24 protein-coding genes are annotated in these 20,489 nt (G+C 38.2%); 23 read left to right on the top strand and 1 reads right to left on the bottom strand.

All coding sequences use genetic code 11. From position 1 onward, the window contains the following. The first annotated feature begins 6 nt into the window (after positions 1-6). The 8 genes from LC455_RS20385 to LC455_RS20350 all read left to right on the top strand — a co-directional run bounded on the left by LC455_RS20385 (position 7) and on the right by LC455_RS20350 (position 5,564). Entirely contained in the window at positions 7-573 is a 567-nt protein-coding gene (locus LC455_RS20385; protein WP_223593474.1) for a ReoY family proteolytic degradation factor, read from the top strand. A gap of 97 nt (positions 574-670) precedes the next feature. Beyond that, positions 671-1,135: a YpiF family protein gene (locus LC455_RS20380; protein ID WP_223593472.1), complete on the top strand. Its 465-nt coding sequence runs from the start codon at positions 671-673 to the stop codon at positions 1,133-1,135. Between the two features lie 140 nt (positions 1,136-1,275). Continuing rightward, complete coding sequence (locus LC455_RS20375) at positions 1,276-1,779, top strand: ubiquinol-cytochrome c reductase iron-sulfur subunit (protein WP_263297852.1); 504 nt, start codon at positions 1,276-1,278, stop codon at positions 1,777-1,779. 3 nt (positions 1,780-1,782) lie between these two features. After that, positions 1,783-2,457 carry a menaquinol-cytochrome c reductase cytochrome b subunit gene (qcrB, locus tag LC455_RS20370; protein WP_223593471.1) on the top strand — a complete coding sequence of 225 codons (675 nt, stop codon included), beginning with the start codon at positions 1,783-1,785 and terminating at the stop codon, positions 2,455-2,457. 61 nt (positions 2,458-2,518) lie between these two features. Continuing rightward, entirely contained in the window at positions 2,519-3,295 is a 777-nt protein-coding gene (locus LC455_RS20365; protein WP_223593469.1) for a menaquinol-cytochrome c reductase cytochrome b/c subunit, read from the top strand. A gap of 66 nt (positions 3,296-3,361) precedes the next feature. Beyond that, positions 3,362-3,955 carry a DUF1405 domain-containing protein gene (locus LC455_RS20360; protein WP_223593467.1) on the top strand — a complete coding sequence of 198 codons (594 nt, stop codon included), beginning with the start codon at positions 3,362-3,364 and terminating at the stop codon, positions 3,953-3,955. A 71-nt stretch (positions 3,956-4,026) separates the two neighbouring features. Beyond that, entirely contained in the window at positions 4,027-4,821 is a 795-nt protein-coding gene (gene ypjB, locus LC455_RS20355; protein ID WP_223593465.1) for a sporulation protein YpjB, read from the top strand. Between the two features lie 62 nt (positions 4,822-4,883). After that, positions 4,884-5,564, top strand: coding sequence for a zinc metallopeptidase (locus LC455_RS20350; RefSeq protein WP_223593463.1), 681 nt, complete (start codon positions 4,884-4,886; stop codon positions 5,562-5,564). A gap of 32 nt (positions 5,565-5,596) precedes the next feature. Here LC455_RS20350 and LC455_RS20345 read toward each other — a convergent pair whose 3' ends face one another. Beyond that, positions 5,597-6,469, bottom strand: a complete 873-nt coding sequence (locus tag LC455_RS20345; RefSeq protein ID WP_223593461.1) for a YitT family protein — start codon at positions 6,467-6,469, stop codon at positions 5,597-5,599. 169 nt (positions 6,470-6,638) lie between these two features. Here LC455_RS20345 and LC455_RS20340 point away from each other — a divergent pair, with 169 nt between their 5' ends. From LC455_RS20340 to LC455_RS20270, 15 genes are all read left to right on the top strand, one after another. After that, on the top strand, positions 6,639-6,995 hold the full coding sequence (locus LC455_RS20340; RefSeq protein ID WP_223593459.1) for a nucleotide pyrophosphohydrolase: 357 nt from the start codon (positions 6,639-6,641) through the stop codon (positions 6,993-6,995). Then, positions 6,988-7,791 carry a 4-hydroxy-tetrahydrodipicolinate reductase gene (dapB, locus tag LC455_RS20335; RefSeq protein WP_223593458.1) on the top strand — a complete coding sequence of 268 codons (804 nt, stop codon included), beginning with the start codon at positions 6,988-6,990 and terminating at the stop codon, positions 7,789-7,791. Before LC455_RS20340 ends, dapB begins: the two co-directional genes overlap by 8 nt. A gap of 10 nt (positions 7,792-7,801) precedes the next feature. Continuing rightward, on the top strand, positions 7,802-8,221 hold the full coding sequence (mgsA, locus tag LC455_RS20330; RefSeq protein WP_223593456.1) for a methylglyoxal synthase: 420 nt from the start codon (positions 7,802-7,804) through the stop codon (positions 8,219-8,221). Continuing rightward, a complete protein-coding gene (gene bshB1 / locus LC455_RS20325; RefSeq protein WP_223593454.1) occupies positions 8,211-8,921 on the top strand; it encodes a bacillithiol biosynthesis deacetylase BshB1 in 711 nt (236 codons plus the stop codon). The genes mgsA and bshB1 overlap by 11 nt, the downstream gene beginning before the upstream one ends. A 3-nt stretch (positions 8,922-8,924) precedes the next feature. Next, positions 8,925-10,052: an N-acetyl-alpha-D-glucosaminyl L-malate synthase BshA gene (bshA, locus tag LC455_RS20320; protein WP_223593452.1), complete on the top strand. Its 1,128-nt coding sequence runs from the start codon at positions 8,925-8,927 to the stop codon at positions 10,050-10,052. 10 nt (positions 10,053-10,062) lie between these two features. After that, a complete protein-coding gene (locus tag LC455_RS20315) occupies positions 10,063-11,262 on the top strand; it encodes a CCA tRNA nucleotidyltransferase (RefSeq protein ID WP_223593450.1) in 1,200 nt (399 codons plus the stop codon). Continuing rightward, positions 11,247-12,224, top strand: a complete 978-nt coding sequence (locus tag LC455_RS20310; protein WP_223593448.1) for a biotin--[acetyl-CoA-carboxylase] ligase — start codon at positions 11,247-11,249, stop codon at positions 12,222-12,224. Before LC455_RS20315 ends, LC455_RS20310 begins: the two co-directional genes overlap by 16 nt. A 338-nt stretch (positions 12,225-12,562) precedes the next feature. Next, complete coding sequence (gene panB, locus LC455_RS20305; RefSeq protein WP_223593446.1) at positions 12,563-13,399, top strand: 3-methyl-2-oxobutanoate hydroxymethyltransferase; 837 nt, start codon at positions 12,563-12,565, stop codon at positions 13,397-13,399. Then, entirely contained in the window at positions 13,396-14,244 is an 849-nt protein-coding gene (panC, locus tag LC455_RS20300; protein WP_223593444.1) for a pantoate--beta-alanine ligase, read from the top strand. Before panB ends, panC begins: the two co-directional genes overlap by 4 nt. A 25-nt stretch (positions 14,245-14,269) precedes the next feature. Then, on the top strand, positions 14,270-14,653 hold the full coding sequence (gene panD, locus LC455_RS20295; RefSeq protein WP_223593442.1) for an aspartate 1-decarboxylase: 384 nt from the start codon (positions 14,270-14,272) through the stop codon (positions 14,651-14,653). A 91-nt stretch (positions 14,654-14,744) separates the two neighbouring features. Continuing rightward, complete coding sequence (gene dinG, locus LC455_RS20290; RefSeq protein WP_223593440.1) at positions 14,745-17,549, top strand: ATP-dependent DNA helicase DinG; 2,805 nt, start codon at positions 14,745-14,747, stop codon at positions 17,547-17,549. A 51-nt stretch (positions 17,550-17,600) separates the two neighbouring features. Next, positions 17,601-18,440, top strand: coding sequence for a hypothetical protein (locus tag LC455_RS20285; protein ID WP_223593438.1), 840 nt, complete (start codon positions 17,601-17,603; stop codon positions 18,438-18,440). 106 nt (positions 18,441-18,546) lie between these two features. Then, positions 18,547-18,717, top strand: coding sequence for a YpmA family protein (locus tag LC455_RS20280; RefSeq protein ID WP_223593437.1), 171 nt, complete (start codon positions 18,547-18,549; stop codon positions 18,715-18,717). Between the two features lie 14 nt (positions 18,718-18,731). Then, entirely contained in the window at positions 18,732-19,205 is a 474-nt protein-coding gene (locus tag LC455_RS20275) for a cell wall elongation regulator TseB-like domain-containing protein (protein WP_223593436.1), read from the top strand. Positions 19,206-19,237: 32 nt separating this feature from the next. After that, positions 19,238-20,431, top strand: coding sequence for a pyridoxal phosphate-dependent aminotransferase (locus LC455_RS20270; RefSeq protein WP_223593526.1), 1,194 nt, complete (start codon positions 19,238-19,240; stop codon positions 20,429-20,431). Positions 20,432-20,489: the final 58 nt, after the last annotated feature.

The following is a 20,489-nucleotide window of genomic DNA, read 5'->3' as shown; positions in this document are numbered from 1 at the left end:
ACTATCATGGCAACCCCTGTTTCTGTCAACGAGAAGAAGGACTTTATACGATGGTTTTTAAATCATTATCAACTTAAGAGAAGAGAATGTGTTTGGATTCTAAATTATTTAATGAGCCACGATCAACTTATGGAAAAGGTTCATTTTGTTGAGCAAGCACAGTATTGTCCACGAGGTTTGATTATGTCTACCCATTGTGTAGATAAAGTACCATTTCGCTTTTATAAGGAAAATGTCATGACCACTGATGCTGAAAAATCCTTTCATGATATTCGGCTTAACCGGGACGAAGATATTTTTATTCAATTAAACTTCCATGCATCAAATCAAGCACACCAGTATGCAGCAGTCCTTGAAGAAAATCCATTTGTACCAAAACATCTGCAGGTTAACGAGAAAGATGGATTAATTGCTGAACAACTGCTGCAAAACAGTATTGAACGCTTTCAACGCGAAAAGCTGCTCCAAATGATTGATGAAGCACTTGATAAACAAGATCGCAAAGCGTTTAAAATGTTAACCGAAAAATTAAATAAACTAAATCAGTCTGAACCAAAAGGAAGCCTGCGTTAAAGCAGGCTTCTTTTTTCTTTTGCTTCTTTATTATTTTATTGTTTTTGGAGAAAATGATAATATAGGAATAGTGAATTCTTAAAGGTTGGTGCAAACTATGAAATGGATACCTCAAGAGGTAGAGACCTACTTGAATGCAAAAGAGTATGTCGATACCGCAGTTGTCCCTTTATATTCGGTTTCAGTTGGGGGGGAAATGAAGCAATCTGCTGCTGCTGCAGAATTTATCACCTTATTAACAAGTCATATAGAAAGACAATTTACGGGAAGAATAGTATTGTTTCCGCCATTTACATACTTAAAAAATGATAGTACCGAAAAAGTTTTTAATGAACTGCTCAATTGGGAGTACAGCATTTTTCAGAGTGAATTTAAACACGTATTTTATATTACCTCTGAAATTGAATGGAGAGAAAGCTCCGAAAAATTAAAGGGATCGTTAATTTGGCTTCCGGCCATCCCGCTTGAACATATGAGTGATTCGCAAAAATTAACGATTATCGACAGTCAAGTCAAACAGCTATTACCTCTTTTTACGCAAAAATGGCATGAAAATATGTAAAACTATCCAGAATATATGTTTTTAAAATAGTATGATATTGACCTTGCATGCAGATTGATATATCATTGTTATGTCCTAGTTTTATATGTGTTTAATTTTTGTCCGCTGGACTTAAATTCGTTAATAGAGGGGGGATAAGCATGAGTAAAGAGCGCGTTTCAAGACGTCAATTCTTAAGCTATACTTTAACAGGTGTAGGCGGTTTCATGGCAGCTGGAATGTTGATGCCAATGGTAAGATTTGCAGTTGATCCAGTATTGAAGACTGAAGGTGCCGGAAATTTTATCGCAACAAAGCAAAAGGTTTCTGAAATAACCGATGAACCAGTAAGGGTTGACTTTACCTTCAAGCAAAAGGATGCATGGTATGAGTCTGAAGTAACCAATACTGCTTGGGTTTATAAGAATGGGGACAAGATTGTTGCCCTATCACCAACTTGTAAACACTTAGGCTGTACGGTTAACTGGAATACGGACAAGGAGCATCCAAACCAATTCTTCTGTCCATGCCACTATGGCCGTTACACGAAGGATGGTACAAACGTAAAGGGTACACCACCACTTCACCCGCTTGATGTATATCCTTACAAAGAAAAAGACGGTTTCCTATATCTAGGAAAAGCTGAACCACGGAAGGAGGCGTAATCATTGTTAAACAAAATTTACGATTGGGTAGATGAACGTTTAGATATTACGCCACTGTGGCGCGATATCGCAGACCATGAAGTACCTGAGCATGTTAACCCGGCGCATCATTTTTCAGCGTTTGTTTATTGCTTTGGGGGTCTGACATTTTTTGTTACTGTTATTCAAATTCTCTCCGGTATGTTTTTAACTATGTATTATGTGCCGGATATTAAAAATGCATGGGAGTCCGTTTATTACCTTCAAAATGAAGTAGCATTTGGACAAATCGTACGTGGAATGCATCACTGGGGAGCCAGCTTAGTACTTGTAATGATGTTTTTACATACATTGCGCGTGTTTTTCCAAGGTGCTTATAAAAAGCCGCGTGAGCTTAACTGGGTTGTCGGAGTACTTATTTTCTTCGTCATGCTGGGCTTAGGTTTTACAGGTTACTTATTACCTTGGGATATGAAAGCGTTGTTTGCAACAAAAGTAGGTCTGCAAATTGCTGAAGCAACTCCGTTCATTGGTACCTATGTAAAGGTTCTACTAGCTGGACATGAACATATTGTAGGTGCGCAGACGTTAACTCGATTCTTTGCGATTCACGTGTTCTTCCTGCCAGGTGTTCTTTTAGGTTTAATGGGAGCCCACTTCATCATGATTCGCAGACAAGGTATCTCTGGACCTCTTTAAAAATTATTAGCTGAAATTGTAATTTTATCTTATTATTACGGAAAAAGGAGGGGATTGCTCAATGCATCGCGGTAAAGGTATGAAGTTCGTTGGTGACTCACGTGTGTTAGCACCTGAAGCCCGAAAACCGAAACTTCCAAAAGATTACTCAGAATATCCTGGTAAAACAGAAGCATTCTGGCCTAACTTCCTTTTGAAAGAATGGATGGTAGGAGCAGTATTTTTAGTTGGTTATCTATGTTTAACCGTTGCTCATCCGGCCCCGCTTGAAAGGATTGCGGATCCAACCGATACAGGTTATATTCCATTACCAGACTGGTATTTCTTATTTTTGTATCAATTGCTAAAATATACATTTGCTTCCGGACCATACACGGTAATTGGGGCAATGATTATCCCTGGACTTGCTTTTGGAGGATTACTATTGGCTCCGTTCCTTGATCGTGGACCGGAACGCCGTCCAATGAAGCGTCCGATCGCAACTGGTGCTATGCTTTTGGCGTTAGCTGCTACTGTCTATTTAACTTGGGAATCTGTTGCGACACATGACTGGGCTGCTGCAGAGCGTCAAGGTAAAATTGTTGAAAAAGTGGACATTGATAAGTCTAGCGCTGGTTACAAAATCGCTAGTGCTAATACCTGTATTACATGTCACGGCGATAGTTTCCAAGGTGGAGCTGGTGCTCCAACTCTAATCGGTACTGGCTTATCTGCTGCTGAAGTAGCAAAGATTGCCAAAGAAGGTAAAGGCGGCAAAATGCCACCAGGAATTTTCAAAGGTACTGACGAAGAGTTAAAGACACTTTCTGAATTTATCTCAGGCCTTGGTAAAAAATAATTTTATGATTGAAAAGCTGACGATTTTCGTCAGCTTTTTTCTTAATTAGTGAAATGGGGAATCATTGTGCGCTGGATTTATCCTCTTTTAGCAAATCGAAATGTATTATTACTTTTACTAGTCATTAATATTGCAGGAACGATTTATGGATATTATTGGTATGGATGGCAGCTTAAAGAAACACCGGCGAAATTCCTCCTATTTGTACCGGACAGCCCAACTGCAAGCTTATTTTTTGTTTTTGTCCTTATTGCTTTTTTAATGAGGAAGAATTGGCCTTTAGTAGAATCGCTTGCTATTGTAACGCTTTTTAAATATGGAATCTGGGCTGTTGTCATGAACATCCTAGTGTATTTTGTGCAAGGAGAGCTGGATTTTGTTGGCTATATGTTGATTTTTTCCCATTTTGCAATGGCGGTACAGGGACTATTATATGCTCCGTTTTATCGGATAAAATGGTGGCACCTGATTGTAACTGCAATTTGGACCTTACATAATGACGTTATTGACTATGTCTTCTTCATGCTGCCAAGCTACCATATGCTTGATCAATATACCCCGCAAATAGGCTATTTTACTTTTTGGCTGTCGATGTTGTCAATTGGTATTGCCTATTATTTAGGCATCCGGGCAAATCGTTTTCAACTTGATATAAAATAGTTTGGTATCACAGGTCTAACCTTGTCCAACCCTTCATACATTTTAATTAGTAACGAAAGGGGGGACAAGAATTGAAAGCAAAATGGTTCATCATTTTAGCAATTATCATGATGCTCACTCCCATATCAGTTCAAGCAAAACAGCAATCGCCAATGGAGAAGCTTGATGATATTTCCGATGAAGCTCTCCAAATGGTGAAGTTTCATAGATACGAAGATGCTAAGAAATTGCTTGATTATTTTTCAGATCAGTTCACTAGTATTACTGGTAATGAGCAGCCCTTAACCATGGATGAGGTTAGAATTGTTCACACCTCCCATGACGAGGCAATGGAAGCTGCTGTAAGCCCAAATATGAAATATGAAGAAAGAATAAATAAACTTACGAAATTCCGTCTTGTCATTGATGCGATTGCCACTAGTCATCAGCCATTATGGACAGAAATGGAAGACCAAATTATGACCGCTTTTCATCAAGCAAAGGATGCGGCCCTAAATGGTGATTCTGCTCATTTCCATTCAAGCTTTAATTCGTTTTTATCCTTGTATAATGTTATCTATCCAAGTATGAAAATTGATGTACCAGTAGAAAATATTCAAAGATTAGATGCCCGAATAAATTTTATTGATGAATACAGGTCGCAGGTTGTAAAGGATCAAAAAAGCAGGCAGGAACTGGATGCCCTCGATACGGATTTAAAGAACCTTTTTGCCAATTTAGAAGAGGATGAGGCAGATCCTTCATTATGGTGGGTGATCATCTCAACCGGAAGTATTATTATCATGACTTTATCGTATGTTGGCTGGAGAAAGTATCAAGGTGAAAAAGGGCTGAAAAAAGACCGTTCTAGAGATTTAAAGGATTGATGCGTCTAATCGGCAGCTTTGATTACGAGACAGGCACCAAGAGCTGATTTGGAGGTTCTATAATGTCATTTCTATTATATTTTATTATCATTGCACTAATCCCATTATGGGCCCAGATGAGGGTTAAAAGTACCTTTGCTAAATATTCTCGAGTGGCGTCCTCTTCCTATCGTCGAGGAGCCGAGGTTGCAAGGGAAATTTTGAATGCCAATGGGCTTTATAATGTTGCTGTTGAAGAAGGGAGAGGGTTTTTAAGTGACCACTATGACCCCAGGACGAAAACAGTCCGGCTTTCTCCTGATAACTATCATGGTCATTCGATTGCTGCGGCTGCAGTGGCTGCCCATGAATGCGGTCATGCGATACAGGATGCAAAAGGATATGCGTTCCTGCGTTTTCGCCATGCATTGGTTCCTGTGGCCAATCTTGGTTCAAATGCTTCATGGATACTCATTATGATTGGGATACTCTTTCATTTTAGCGGTATGCTGCTATTGGGGATTATTTTCATGGGAGCAGCCGTCCTTTTTCAACTTATCACATTGCCTGTTGAATTCAATGCTTCTAATCGCGCGCTGGACCAAATTGCTGCGCTCAGGCTAATTGGTCATGGAGAAGAGAGAGAAGCTAGAAAGGTTTTAAATGCAGCAGCATTGACATATGTAGCAGCCGCGGCCGTAGCTGTTTTGGAATTACTAAGATTGGTTTTTATTTTTACCGGTATAAATAGAAACGACGATTAAAAGAAGCAATGTCCTAGGCAGGGACATTGCTTTTATGTTTGAATTGGTTTTTTATTTTCGTCTAGTGTAAACCCTTCACCTAGGACATCATGAACAATGGAAATGGATACAAAGGCATGGGGATCTACTGTAGTAACCAAATTTTTTAAACGGATCAGTTCACTTTTCGCTACCACACAATATAATACGTCACGCTCACTTTTTGTATACGATCCATAGCCTCTTAGAGCAGTGACCCCACGCTCCATTTCATCCATTATTTTTTTTGCGATATCCTCATTTTTTTCCGAAATTATCATCGCTCCCCTTGCGGAATAGGCGCCTTCTACGATAAAGTCAATTACTCTTGCCCCAACAAAAACGGCTACAAGTGTATACATGGCCTGCTTGTAGTTTAAATATGTAAGCAGGGATAAGCCAATGACACAGGCATCGAACATAAACATCGTCTTCCCCATATTCCAGCCGGCATATTTTTGAACAAGCCTTGCAATAATATCCACGCCGCCGGTCGTACCTCCAAAGCGAAAGATAATTCCCAATCCAATACCTGCAAAAACTCCTGCAAATAAAGCTGCCAAGGTTAAATCACTTTTCAATGGCATTTCTAGAGGATAGTGTTGGAAAATCCAAAGAAATATGGAAACCCCAACTGTTCCTATGATCGTATATAAAAAAACATTTCGACCCAGCAGCTTCCATCCAATAATAAATAAAGGAATATTTAACAGCAGGTTTGTTATTGACGGGTCTAATTTCCACAGGAAATAAAGAAGCAGGGTTATCCCTGTGAATCCGCCTTCTGCCAGCTTATTTTGCATATTAAAATTTACAAGTCCAAATGAAAAAATGGCTGCACCTAAAAGAATAAACAATATATTTTTAATTTTAAGGCCTAATACCATAAACATTCCTCCTCTTCCATAATTTTCTCTATCATCGCGGTTTTTATTATAGCGAATAAAATATACTGGAGCAATCTAAACAGTAAAGTGAGCGCTTTAATCGAAAACATTTGTAAAACAGTCTTTTTTTAGCTAACATGAAAAATATGATAGCAATGAGGTGAAGAAAATGGACAAAGGGAAATCGATGAAAGACCTTCAACAAGAGGTCGATACATACATTGGACAATTTAAAGAAGGTTATTTCAGTCCTCTCGCCATGCTTGCAAGACTAACGGAGGAACTTGGCGAGTTAGCTAGGGAAATAAACCATACTTTCGGTGAGAAACCAAAGAAAACAACAGAAGCAGAAAAAGCAATTGAGGAAGAGCTTGGCGATCTGTTGTTTGTTATTATTTGTCTTGCGAATTCTTTAAATATTGATCTAGAAACGGCCCACGATTATGTTATGAATAAATTTAATACGAGGGATAAAAACAGATGGACAAGAATAGATGAGGAAATGGGGAATGAGTCTGATGAATAACGTCCGAATTGTTATTGCCGGTCCGCGCGGCCGTATGGGCAGTGAGGCAGTCAATCTAGTATCCACAACAGAACACTTTACATTAGTTGCTGTTGTTGACCATAAATACGATGGGATCATGCTAAGTGATCTTGATGGGTTTCATTCGATACATAGTGTGCCTGTTTATCGGGACATTGAAAATTGTTTGAAAAATGTAGATGCAGACGTGTTAATAGATTTAACAACACCGGAAGTAGGTATGTACCACACTACAACAGCTCTATCATATAATGTTCGTCCAGTGGTTGGGACAACAGGTTTTACAAAAAATGATTTAGAAGAGCTGGAACGCATTTGTAAGGAAAAAGAATTGGGTTGTATTATTGCTCCAAACTTTGCGATTGGCGCTATTCTGATGATGAAATTTTCACAAATGGCTGCAAAATATTTTAATGACATTGAAATTATTGAATTGCATCATGATAAGAAACTTGATGCTCCGTCTGGTACGGCAGTTAAAACAGCGGAAATGATATCTTCTGTTAGAGAAAAGAAACAGCAAGGTCATCCAAATGAAAAAGAAACCATTAATGGTGCAAGAGGTGCTGACTATGACGGTATGCATATCCATTCCGTCCGATTGCCAGGGTTAATTGCCCATCAGCAGGTTTTATTTGGAGCAGATGGACAAACCTTGACAATTCGTCATGATTCATATAACAGAGCTTCCTTTATGTCAGGAGTAAAGGTGGCGGTCGAAACAGTCATGAAGCAAAATCATTTTGTTTATGGACTAGAAAATATTTTAGATTAGGAGGTAAATTATGAATATTGCTTTAATTGCTCATGATAAAAAAAAGAATGACCTGGTACAATTTGCCACTGCCTATCAGACTATTTTTGCCAAACACACATTGTTTGCGACCGGAACGACCGGTTCTAGAATCAGTGAAGCTACAGGACTGCCAATTACCAGGTTCCAATCAGGACCACTGGGAGGCGATCAGGAAATTGGGGCGATGATTGCAAAAAATCAAATGGACGCTGTGTTCTTTTTCCGGGATCCGCTGACATCACAACCTCATGAACCAGATGTTACCGCACTTGTTCGTTTATGTGATGTATATTCTATACCTCTTGCTACCAATATGGGGACGGCTGAGCTATTAATTAGAGGGTTAGAGGAAGGTTTAATGGATTGGAGAAATATCGTCAAAGAAAATGGTGGAAGCAATGGAAAATAAGAAGCTTCATGTTTTGGCATTTGGAGCCCATGCTGATGATGTTGAAATCGGCATGGGGGGTACGATTGCTAAACTAGCATCTGAAGGTAAAAGAATTGGTATATGTGATTTAACAGATGCAGATCTTTCTTCCAACGGGAACGTAACCCTAAGAAAAGAGGAAGCAGCACAAGCTGCAGAAATACTAAACGTAGAGGTCCGAACTTCATTGGGATTTCCGGATCGCGGTTTATTCCAGAAGGAACAATACATACGTGAAATTGCAGCATTAATCAGAGCATACAAGCCTCAACTTGTCTTTGCGCCTTATTTTGAAGACCGGCACCCCGATCACGGGAATTGCGCCCGCCTTGTCGAAGAAGCAGTTTTTTCAGCGGGGATTAAAAAATTTCAGACAGATGGAGAAAATATGCCCCACCGAGTGGAAAGGGTTTATTTTTATATGATTAACGGTTTCCATAATCCGGAATTTACGATTGATATTTCAGCCTTTATAGATAAAAAGCTTTCTGCTTTACGAGCCTATAAAAGTCAATTTGAAAAAACGGATGATAGCGTCGATACACCTTTAGTGAACGGTTATATTGAAACAGTAGAGGCTAGAGAAAGAATGTTTGGCAAGCTGGTGGGTGTAACTTATGCCGAAGGCTTTAAAACGAAAGTTCCTATCCTTATGAATCGTGATTTGATAGGAGAATAAGCGATGAAGAAACTAAAAATTGGGATAACCTGCTATCCAACTGTTGGCGGATCAGGTGTTGTTGCAACGGAACTTGGGAAAATGCTTGCGGAAAAAGGGCATGAAATTCATTTTATCTCATCGAGTATTCCCTTTCGATTAAATAAAATGTACCACAATATATACTATCATCAAGTAGAAGTGAACCAATATTCCGTTTTCCAATACCCGCCATATGATATTGCACTTGCAAGCAAGATGGCTGAAGTAGCAAATCGTGAAAAATTGGATATCTTACATGTTCATTACGCCATTCCTCACGCTGTTTGCGCGATTTTAGCCAAGCAAATGGCCGGAAGAGATCTTAAAATTGTGACAACTTTACATGGAACGGATATTACGGTTTTAGGATATGACCCTTCACTTGCCGATGCAATTAAATTTGGTATTGAAAAATCAGATTCGGTCACAGCTGTTTCAAAAGCCCTTGTAAATCAAACATTTGAACTTATTAATCCAGATAAACAAATTGAAACGGTTTATAATTTTATTGACGAGCGAATCTATCAAAAAAGCAATGCTGACTTTTTAAAGTGTGAATTTGAGATTAAGCAAGAAGAAAAGGTCATTATTCATGTTTCGAATTTCCGTGCTGTTAAAAGGGTGCAGGATGTCATTAAGACTTTCGCGAAAATTTCAGCGTCAATGCCTGCAAAATTATTGCTGGTCGGAGATGGTCCGGAAATGACAATCGTTTGCAAACTAGTCAGGAAGTTAGGAATAGAGGACAAAGTTATTTACCTTGGTAAGCAAGAGAATCTTGAGGAATTGTACTCGATTAGTGATTTAATGCTTCTTTTATCCGAAAAGGAAAGCTTTGGCCTTGTTGCTTTAGAGGCGATGGCATGTGGTGTGCCTTGTATTGGAACAAATGTGGGCGGATTACCGGAAGTTATTAATCATGGTGAAACTGGGTATATTTGTGAAGTAGGAGACATTGAAGATATTGCTGCAAAAGCGATTGCTTTATTAATGGATAGCAAACTCCATCAACAATTATCTAAACGGTCAGTTGAAACTGCAACAACTAAATTTAAAGCGGACAACATTGTAGAACAGTATGAACAAATATACTTTAAGCTGCTGAATTAAGGTGAAAGAAATGATTGAACCATTTTTATCTGCCGTTCCAGTACTAATGAAACTAGAAGAGGCGGGCTATGAAGCTTATTTTGTTGGGGGATCAGTTAGAGATTTTCTTCTAAATAAACAAATAAGTGATGTCGATATCGCCACATCCGGAACACCGGAAGAAGTGAAAAGAGTCTTCTCAAGAACTGTGGATGTTGGAATTGAGCATGGAACTGTCCTTGTTTTATATAATAATGAATCGTATGAAATTACCACCTTCAGAACAGAAGCTGAATATTTGGATTTTCGAAGGCCAAAAGAGGTTGCGTTTATTCGAAGCCTTAAAGAAGATCTGCAGAGAAGAGATTTTACGATGAATGCTATAGCGATGGACAGGCAGGGTAATTTAATTGACCCTTTTAATGGCCGTCAGGCGATAGACGAAAAGGTCATTCAAACCGTCGGTTCAGCTATGGAGCGGTTCCAGGAAGACGCATTAAGGATGATGAGAGCTGTCCGCTTTGTCAGCCAGCTCTCTTTTGCGATGGAAAGTCAAACCGTTACGGCGTTAATAAAATTAATTCCCTTACTAGACAACATTGCTGTGGAACGAAAAAGAACAGAATTTGAAAAACTTCTAGCCGGCCAAAATCGAAAAAAAGCAATCAGCATCCTGATTGATACTGATTTATATTCTTATTTGCCGGGCCTTAAAAATCAAAAGAAGTTTTTAGAGCTATTATTAACCTATCATTGTGAAAAGCTGAATATAAAAGAAATGTGGTCGTTACTTCTTTTCTGTTTGGAATTCAAAAATAAAAACGCAGATTCTTTTTTAAGAGGCTGGCGACTGCCGGTTAAAGAGGTAAGGGATATTCAAATAACCTTAGCATTCCTAGCTAAAAGACTTGAACAGGAATGGACGGTTTATGATTTGTATACTGCTGGGCCGGATACCATTCAATCAGTAGAGAAGCTTTATCTAGTTTTAAAAGGAATAGAAGAAATGGAATCTATTCATTATTGGAAGAAGGTTTATCAAGAGCTGCCGATAAAAAAGCGGTCAGAAATGAATGTAACAGGTAATGACCTAATGCAGTGGTTCAATAAAAGTGGAGGGCCTTGGTTGAAGGAAACCCTTTTGGAAATTGAACATGCAATTTTAATAGGAAAAGTAGCGAATAATTATCAAGATATTAAGGAGTGGCTAGTAGAGTGCAGTCGGAATTAAGAAAGGAACTGCTTGATGCTTTTACAAATGCTGGGGAAGATTACTTATCAGGGCAGCATCTAGCCGATTTAATTGGCTGTTCCAGGACGGCAGTCTGGAAGCATATTGAGGAATTAAGGAAAGAGGGCTTCGAATTAGAAGCTGTGAGAAAGAAAGGCTATCGGATTGTAAAAACACCGGAAAAAATAACGGCTGATGAAATTAGACTTGGTTTAACAACGGATTTTATTGGACGGAACATTCATTATGAGGAAAGTGTTGAATCGACACAAAAGATTGCCCACCGATTTGCCTCTGAGGAAGTACCTGAGGGTACTGTTATTATTGCTGAAGAGCAAAGGTCTGGAAAGGGAAGAATGAACCGTAAATGGCATTCACCAAAATATACCGGTATTTGGATGAGCCTCATTCTTCGTCCGAATATCCCTTTAACAAAAGCACCGCAGTTAACCCTTTTAACGGCGGTTGCAGTTGTTCAGGCAATTGAAGAATTTACCGGACTCACCCCTGAAATAAAGTGGCCGAACGATATTTTAATCAAAGGGAAAAAAGTAACTGGTATCTTAACTGAATTACAGGCCGAAGCCGACAGGGTTCATTCGATCATCGTAGGTATCGGTATTAATGTAAACCAAAAGAAAGAAGATTTCCCAGCTGAACTGCATGAAATAGCCAGTTCTCTTTATATTGAAAAAGGCGAACCAATCTCTAGAGCCGGTTTAATCAGAAGCATCTTTAAACAATTCGAGACATTATATTTACTTTATTTAGAACAAGGGTTCCTTCCAATCAAGCTATTGTGGGAAAGCTATTCGATAAGCATTGAGAAAGTACTTAGGGCTAGGACCTTGACAAATGTAATAGAAGGAAAGGCTTTAGGAATTACTGATGAGGGAGTATTAATGCTTGAAGATAACATAGGTACGATACATCATATATACTCAGCCGACATAGAGCTTTAATCGGTAGTATGTTTGTGGTCAAGGAAATTTTCATTTTAAAACCATGTTGATTGGAGCGCAAATCAACAATTAAGTTTAACACAGCAATCTATATAAAGATGCTTGTACACTTTTTAAGAAATTTGTTATAATTTCATTGGGCAGTATCCTAAGGAACTGCACCTTTAATGTCATACTAAAAATTAAAAAAGGTATCTGCCTAGATCCGTAATACGGACCGGGACAGAGGGATGGAACAGTAATAAGAGTAACGGAGATCCTCTGCCTTCAGAAGGATCTTTTTATTTGCTCTTCAACTGCGTTTTATCACCTCTCCCAATTAAAAGGAGGGAATATGGATGAAGCAAACAACGGATTTCTTAAAAATGAAGGAAAATCACGAAAAGATTGTAATGTTAACGGCTTATGATTACCCATCTGCCAAACAAGCAGAACAGGGTGGTGTTGACCTAATTTTAGTTGGTGATTCACTTGGAATGGTGGTGTTGGGTTATGATTCCACTGTCCCAGTTACACTCGAAGACATGATTCATCACACAAAGGCTGTTAAACGTGGAGCAAAAGATACGTTTATTGTGGCGGATATGCCTTTTTTAACTTACCATTTATCGGTTCGAGATACATTAATAAATGCCGGACGGCTCATTCAGGAAACGGGAGCCAATGCTGTTAAACTCGAAGGGGCTGACGATGTTCTGGAGAAAATCTCCGCACTAACTAATGCAGGGATACCTGTCTGTGCTCACTTGGGACTAACCCCGCAATCGGTCGGTGTTTTAGGCGGGTATAAAGTTCAAGGTAAAGATGCCGAGGCAGCTAAAAAATTACTGGATGATGCCATCAAATGCGAAGAAGCAGGCGCTTTTGCTGTAGTTCTTGAATGTGTTCCTAAGCAGCTGGCAGAAGAAGTAACAAGGTCGTTATCCATTCCTGTAATCGGCATAGGAGCAGGTATTGATGTTGATGGCCAAGTTCTTGTCTATCATGATATTTTAGGATATGGTGTTGAACGTGTTCCAAAATTTGTGAAACAATACCATTCAGTCAATCCTTTTATTCTTGAATCCATTCAGGCATACGTTTCCGAAGTGAAAAATAAACAATTTCCCGAAGATAAACACTCTTTTACCATGAAGGAAACGGAGCTAAAGGCTTTATACGGAGGTATAGAATGAAGGTCGTAACAACCATCCAGGAAATGCAATCAGAAATCCGGCAACAGAAGGAAAAAGGACATTCAATTGGCTTTGTTCCAACAATGGGATTTCTGCATGAAGGACATTTAACCTTGTTAAAAAATGCACGTCAAGAAAATGATATCGTTGTATTAAGTATTTTTGTCAATCCCTTGCAGTTTGGCCCAAAAGAGGATTTCTCTACCTATCCGCGTGATTTTGAGCGAGACTGTGAATTAGCTGATGGCGAGAAAGTAGATTATGTCTTTTTTCCTTCTGTAGAGGAAATGTATCCAGGTTCACCTTCAGTTAAAGTGGTCGTTCAGGAACGTACGGATGTATTATGTGGAAAGTCGCGTCCCGGTCATTTTGACGGAGTAGCCACGGTCATTACGAAACTATTTAATATCATGATGCCGACACGGGCGTATTTTGGCATAAAAGATGCTCAGCAGGTGGCTGTCATTGATGGATTAATCTCTGATTTTAATTTTCCAATTGAATTGGTTCCAGTTGATATTGTCCGTGAACAAGACGGTCTTGCGAAAAGTTCCCGCAATGTTAATCTACTCCCTGAAGATAGACTACAGGCAACCGTCTTATATGAAAGCCTGCAGGCTGCAAAGGAAGCCATTTTTCACGGTGAACGTAACCCTGTCACTTTAGTCAGCTTAATAAAAGAAATGATAACAAGTGAATCAAAAGGGGAGATCGATTATGTCGATATCTTCTCTTATCCAGAGTTACAGCCACTGGAAGAATTAAACGGTAGGATTATCATTGCTCTTGCAGTAAAATTTACGAAGGTTCGATTGATAGATAATTTGATTATTGATATAGAGTAATAACCAGGGGGAGGAAAATAAATCAATGTTTCGCACCATGATGAACGGAAAAATCCACCGCGCAACAGTTACAGAGGCTAATTTAAACTATGTTGGCAGTATAACAATAGACGAAGATATTCTTGATGCTGTTGGCATGATTGCCAATGAAAAGGTGCAAATTGTTAACAATAACAATGGTGCCCGTTTAGAAACCTATATTATTCCGGGAGAAAGAGGCAGTGGTGTGGTTTGTTTAAACGGTGCAGCTGCCCGCCTTGTACAGCCTGGTGATATCGTCATTATTATATCTTATGCCTTTGTGGCTGAGGAGAAAGTATCGGCGCACAAACCAAAAGTGGCGATAATGGATGAGAATAACCGCATTAAAGAACTGCTTCACGCAGAACCAGCACTTACAGTTATGTAGTAATCCCCGATTTTTTCGGGGATTTTTCTTTTTTACTTTTTTGTCTTTTTGTGATACCGTTTAATGAACAGAAGTTCGGGGTGTTTATCAGATGTCAAATAAATTTGTTGTTATCGATTTAGAAACTACAGGGAACATTCCCAAAAAAGGCGATAAAATCATCCAATTCGCAGCTGTAGTCATCGAAAACGGAATAATCAAAAATACATACTCATCACTTGTCAATCCGCAAAAATCCATTCCAGTTTTTATCGAAGAGCTAACTGGAATTAATGACGATATGGTTAAGGATGCTCCTTTATTTTCTGAAATTGCCGGGCAAGTATCGGAACTTTTAGAAGGGGCCTATTTTGTTGCGCACAATGTTTTGTTTGACCTTTCCTTTCTGCAAGAGGAATTAATTCAGGCAGGCTTCGAAGGGTTTTATGGCCCAGTTCTGGATACGGTCGAAATGGCCAGGATTTTATATCCAACCGCAGATGGCTATAAGCTTACCGATTTAGCAGAAAGAGAAAATCTTAATCATGACCGTCCGCATCAAGCCGACAGCGATGCCCAGGTCACTGCAGAACTCTTTCTAATTTTTTTAAGAAAGTTATCGCAGTTGCCTTTAATCACAATGGACCAGCTTACGCAGCTTTCTGGCGGGTTGAAAAGTGATCTGCAGCTGCTTCTTGATGACCTTTTGGAATATAAAAAGATAGAGCCAAAGGAGCTTCCAGAAGCTATTGAGATATTTAAGAATCTTGCCTTAAAAAAGGATTTAAAGAATGATCCAGAAGAAAACGTAAGTGGAATCGACTTCAAGTTTCCTTTTAATGTTGAAGAGAAAATGGAACTGATTAAACATGGTTTTGATAATTTTGAGCATAGATCTGGCCAATTTACGATGATGGATCAGGTTCATGAGACTTTATTCAATATGCACCATACTTTAATTGAAGCTGGAACTGGTGTAGGCAAATCACTAGGTTATCTCTTGCCAAGTGCTTATTTTGCCAAACGGAAAAATCTCCCAATTGTAATTAGTACACATACCATTCAGCTGCAAGAGCAGATTTTAAAAAAAGAAATTCCGATTTTAGAAAAAATACTCCCTTTTAAGATTGATTCGGTTTTGCTTAAAGGGAGAAACCATTATATTAGTTTGGAAAAATTCTCTCAAACTCTTTTGGATGAAAACGATAATTACGATACCACGTTAACCAAAATGCAAATACTTGTTTGGCTGACGGAAACAGAAACCGGAGATAAAGACGAGCTTAATATTTCGAGCGGCGGGCTCATTTACTGGAATAAAATAAAGAATGAACCTACAGTATTTTCCCAAAACCGCGAATGGCAAGAGAAAGACTATTATCAAAAAGCAAAAAGAGCGGCCTCTTCAGCTGATTTCATCATAACTAATCATTCTTTATTATTAAGTGACATAAAGGGAGATGGCTCCATCTTACCCGAATATGACTATTTGATTATTGATGAGGGACATCATCTTGAAAAAGTCGCATCTCAGTTTTTCGGGGCAACCCTAGATTATTTATCAACAAGACTGTTATTGGGCCAATTTGGACTTTATGAACAGAAACAGCTTTTTTATGAGCTAGAAGGTCTGTTATCATCAATTCGTGTTACAAATGAGAACCTTGCTTCCCTGCATGAGCTGAATCAGCTAATGGTGGACCTTACCTATGAAATGGATGAATTCTTTAAGTTAATCGGTCTTTATACGAAAAAGAAGCTGTCTAACAAAAAAGGTTTTTATCGTGCCAAAGTCCGTTTTTCTAAATCTGATGAAGGAAAAGAAACAAAGGGAATCATTCATAGTGCTGAAAGGTTTTCCTTTTTACTTAAAGACCTGCAAGGTTCTATTATGGAACGGCTTCATTTGTTAGAAAAACAGACAAGTTTATTATCAAATTTACAGAAGAGTAAAATGGAAGAAATCTTACTGTTTTCAAATGATTTGGTTATGCTAAGGGAAACGGTCATAAAGTGCTTTATAAAGGATTCTCACGACGTTAAATGGATTGAGATGGATATCCGCTCTCCACAAAACATAACAACCTTTTTGGCGCAGCCTGCATTCGTGGCGAATGCTCTTAAAGAGCAATTATTTCAAGTTAAAAAAGGGGTAATCATCACCTCTGCCACCTTAACGGTAAATAACTCGTTTAACTATATAATTAAAGAAATCGGACTAGATCCAGTCTCGACGAAACAAATTACGATTCCTTCGCCTTTTGAATATAAGCATCAAGTCAATCTTTTGATTCCTGAGGACTTGCCAGAAATCAATGCGGTTACTTTAGATGAATATGTAATCGCTATAACTGAGCATATTATTACTCTTGCTGAAGCGACAAATGGAAGAATGATGCTTCTATTCACTGCGTATGACATGTTAAAGAAAACTTATGAATTAATTAAAGAAAGTGGTTTTCTCAATGATTACGTTATGATTGCCCAAGGCATAACGAGCGGCAGCCGTACGAGATTAACACGGAATTTCCAGCGATATGACAAAGCTATATTATTAGGAACCAGCAGTTTTTGGGAAGGGGTAGACATTCCTGGGGAGGATTTAACCTGTCTTGTGATTGTGAGACTTCCTTTTAGCCCGCCTGACGAACCGCTGACGGAAGCAAAATGCCAAGTGATCAAAGACCAAGGCGGTAATGCTTTTTCCGAATATTCACTTCCGGAAGCTATTTTAAAATTTAAGCAGGGCTTTGGACGATTGATCCGGACCAAGAACGATCGGGGAATTTTAGTTGTATTTGATAGAAGGATTGTAACGACAAAATATGGAATGGCTTTTTTGAAATCAATTCCTTCCGTTCCAGTTAAAAAAGGTCCAATGGATAAACTTATAGAATTTATTCATGCTTGGTTATGATAAATAATGGTAAAATTGTACATTCTATAAGTATCAATGGGAGGAATGTGCATGAGAATTTTATTGCTTTTAATAACGATCATATTTCAAGCCACCTCAACAGTTTTTGCGACAAGTAATATTGAAAATATTGATTTGAAACTGAAGGACCATGAGTTTGCCATTACCTTTTTAGGATTGTCTGCTGGAGAAGCGACCCTTATTCAAGGACCAAATGGCGGGAATATTTTAGTGAATATTGGGAGAGAAGAAAGCAAAGAAGAATTGGAAAAATGGCTGAGCCTGTATGATGTCGAGGAAATTTCTACGCTCATCCTTACCAATGATGAACCTGAAACCCATATTAATCTGATCAATCAATTTCTTTTAAAATATAAAACCCAAGAGATAATTACTACACCAAAAATGGCGGCATTCCTATCGAAAAGTTTAAACCCTGCAAATCAGCTATCAATTGTGGCTTGGGGAGAGGGCACGAAAAAAGAAATTCTCCCTGAGTTGACAGCTGAAGTTCAATTTTTAGGAAGTATGCAAAACGAAGGTTTAGATTTTACTTTGGAGTTTTTTAACCATCGAATTTTCATGATGAATTCTTTTAGCAAACGCGCTGAACAAAAGCTTTTAACTCGGAACCTCGAGAATCTAAACGTTTTTAAAACTCCTCTTTTCGCTAAAGAAGACGCAATAACTGAAAAATTAATCGAATTTTTTAATCCGCAAATTTCGATTCTATTTGCTGATGAAGGTGATCTCTTTGATACTGAAATCATACACGATTTACATGATATTTGGTCGGAGATATATTTTACAAAAAAACACGGTACAGTGACAATTAAATTTACAGATTCAAACTATGAAGTAATTCCCTTGCCCGCTGCAGCAGAGGAGTAAAAATATTCATTTAATTATTCTAGCATTTTCAAGTACGTTTCTCGCTTTAACCTGTTATAATAATTGAGAAGAAATTTATATCGATTTTGTTTTATGGAGGAATTGAATGGAAAGTAAAATAGAAGTTATATCAACTGTAAAAATCCAGCATAGTCCGGATTTATATAAAGTAGTTGATGCGCTGAATCGTACCTTGAAAGAAAAAGACCTTATGTTTGGATTGGCCCTTGATCAAGAAGACAAAAATAAAGCGATTTTTACTATATATCGTACATAAAGAAGTGAATGAAAGTGAAAAAGTGGTTATTTTTTCTAGCATTATTTGTTCTTGGTATTTTTGGTGTCTTGATTAAGGTATATTTCTCTGCAGAAGAACCTGTAAAAGCGGCTGAAGAAAAAGCGTTACTGCTTGCTAATAAAAGGGTTCAAATTAGTAAAGTAGAGGACTTTCATATTTACAATGGTTTAGAGACAGTAAATGTAATCGAGGGAAAAAATAACAAAGGTGAAAATATCATTGTATGGATTCCCGAAAAAAGTAAAAAAGTTATGGTGAAAAAAGCAAAAAATGGTCTCACGAAAAATGAGGCTATAAAAAAATTATTACAAGAAAAAAAACCTAAAAAAATTATTTCAGTACGGTTAGGTATGGAAAAAAATATCCCATTATGGGAAATTTATTATCGTTCTGAAAATAATTTAATAAATTATTATTATGTACACTTTGAAACAGGCGAATGGCTGAAAAAAATTGAAAATCTATAGAATGGATGGAGAATGGAGGAACAGGCATGGTAGTGGAGCTGGCGAATAGAGTTTTGGCACTTACACCTTCTACTACTTTAGCAATCACCGCTAAAGCGAAGGAATTAAAAGAAAAGGGAGAGGATGTAATTGGTTTAGGAGCAGGGGAGCCTGACTTTAATACACCTCAACATATTTTAGATGCTGCAGTAGAATCGATGAATGAAGGCTATACAAAGTACACCCCTTCAGCTGGATTACCGGCATTAAAAAAAGCGATTATCAAGAAATTTGAACAAGACCAGGGATTAACATATAAACCAAATGAAATAATTGTAGGCAATGGAGCCAAGCATGCTCTTTATACATTATTTCAGGTGATTCTTAATGATGGCGATGAGGTTATCATTCCTACTCCTTATTGGGTAAGCTATCCCGAACAAGTTAAATTAGCAGGCGGTGTCCCCGTTTATATTGAGGGTTCTGAAGAAAATCAATTTAAGATTACACCGGAACAACTTATAAAGGCTATTACGAAAAAAACTAAAGCGGTGATTATCAATTCACCAAGCAATCCAACTGGTGTTCTTTATACAGCTGAAGAACTTTTAGAATTAGGTAAAATTTGTTTGAAAGAAAATATTCTCATCGTTTCAGATGAGATTTATGAAAAGCTTGTATATGGCGGCGTTAAGCATATATCGATTGCCGAGCTATCACCTGAGCTTAAGGAACAAACAATTGTCATTAACGGTGTTTCCAAATCACATTCCATGACTGGATGGAGAATTGGTTATGCTGCCGGAAATAAAGAAATCATTGAAGCAATGACAAATCTTGCCAGCCATAGTACATCGAATCCCACTACAACTGCACAATATGCTTCTATTGCAGCTTACAACGGTCCGCAAGAACCAGTAGAAGAAATGCGTCAGGCATTTGAAAAAAGATTAGAAATCATTTATGATAAGTTAGTTGCAATTCCTGGCTTTACTTGTGTAAAACCACAAGGTGCTTTTTACTTATATCCAAATGTGAAAGCTGCTGCTGAAATGACTGGTTTTGACCAAGTAGATGACTTTGTAGAAGCATTACTTGTAGAGGCAAAAGTGGCTGTCATTCCTGGTTCAGGGTTTGGAACACCAGATAATATTCGCCTTTCCTACGCAACTTCTCTCGAACAATTAGAAAAAGCCGTAGCAAGGATTCACCAGTTTGTACTAGAAAAAGCGAACGTTAAAAACTAAAATAGTTAGAACTATTGATATTTACAAAAAGTCTGCTTTCTGCAGGCTTTTTGATTTC

The sequence above is a fragment of the Neobacillus bataviensis genome (assembly GCF_019969725.1).
The sequence above is the reverse complement of the archived record's forward strand: the minus strand, read 5'-3'. Positions and strand labels throughout refer to the sequence as shown.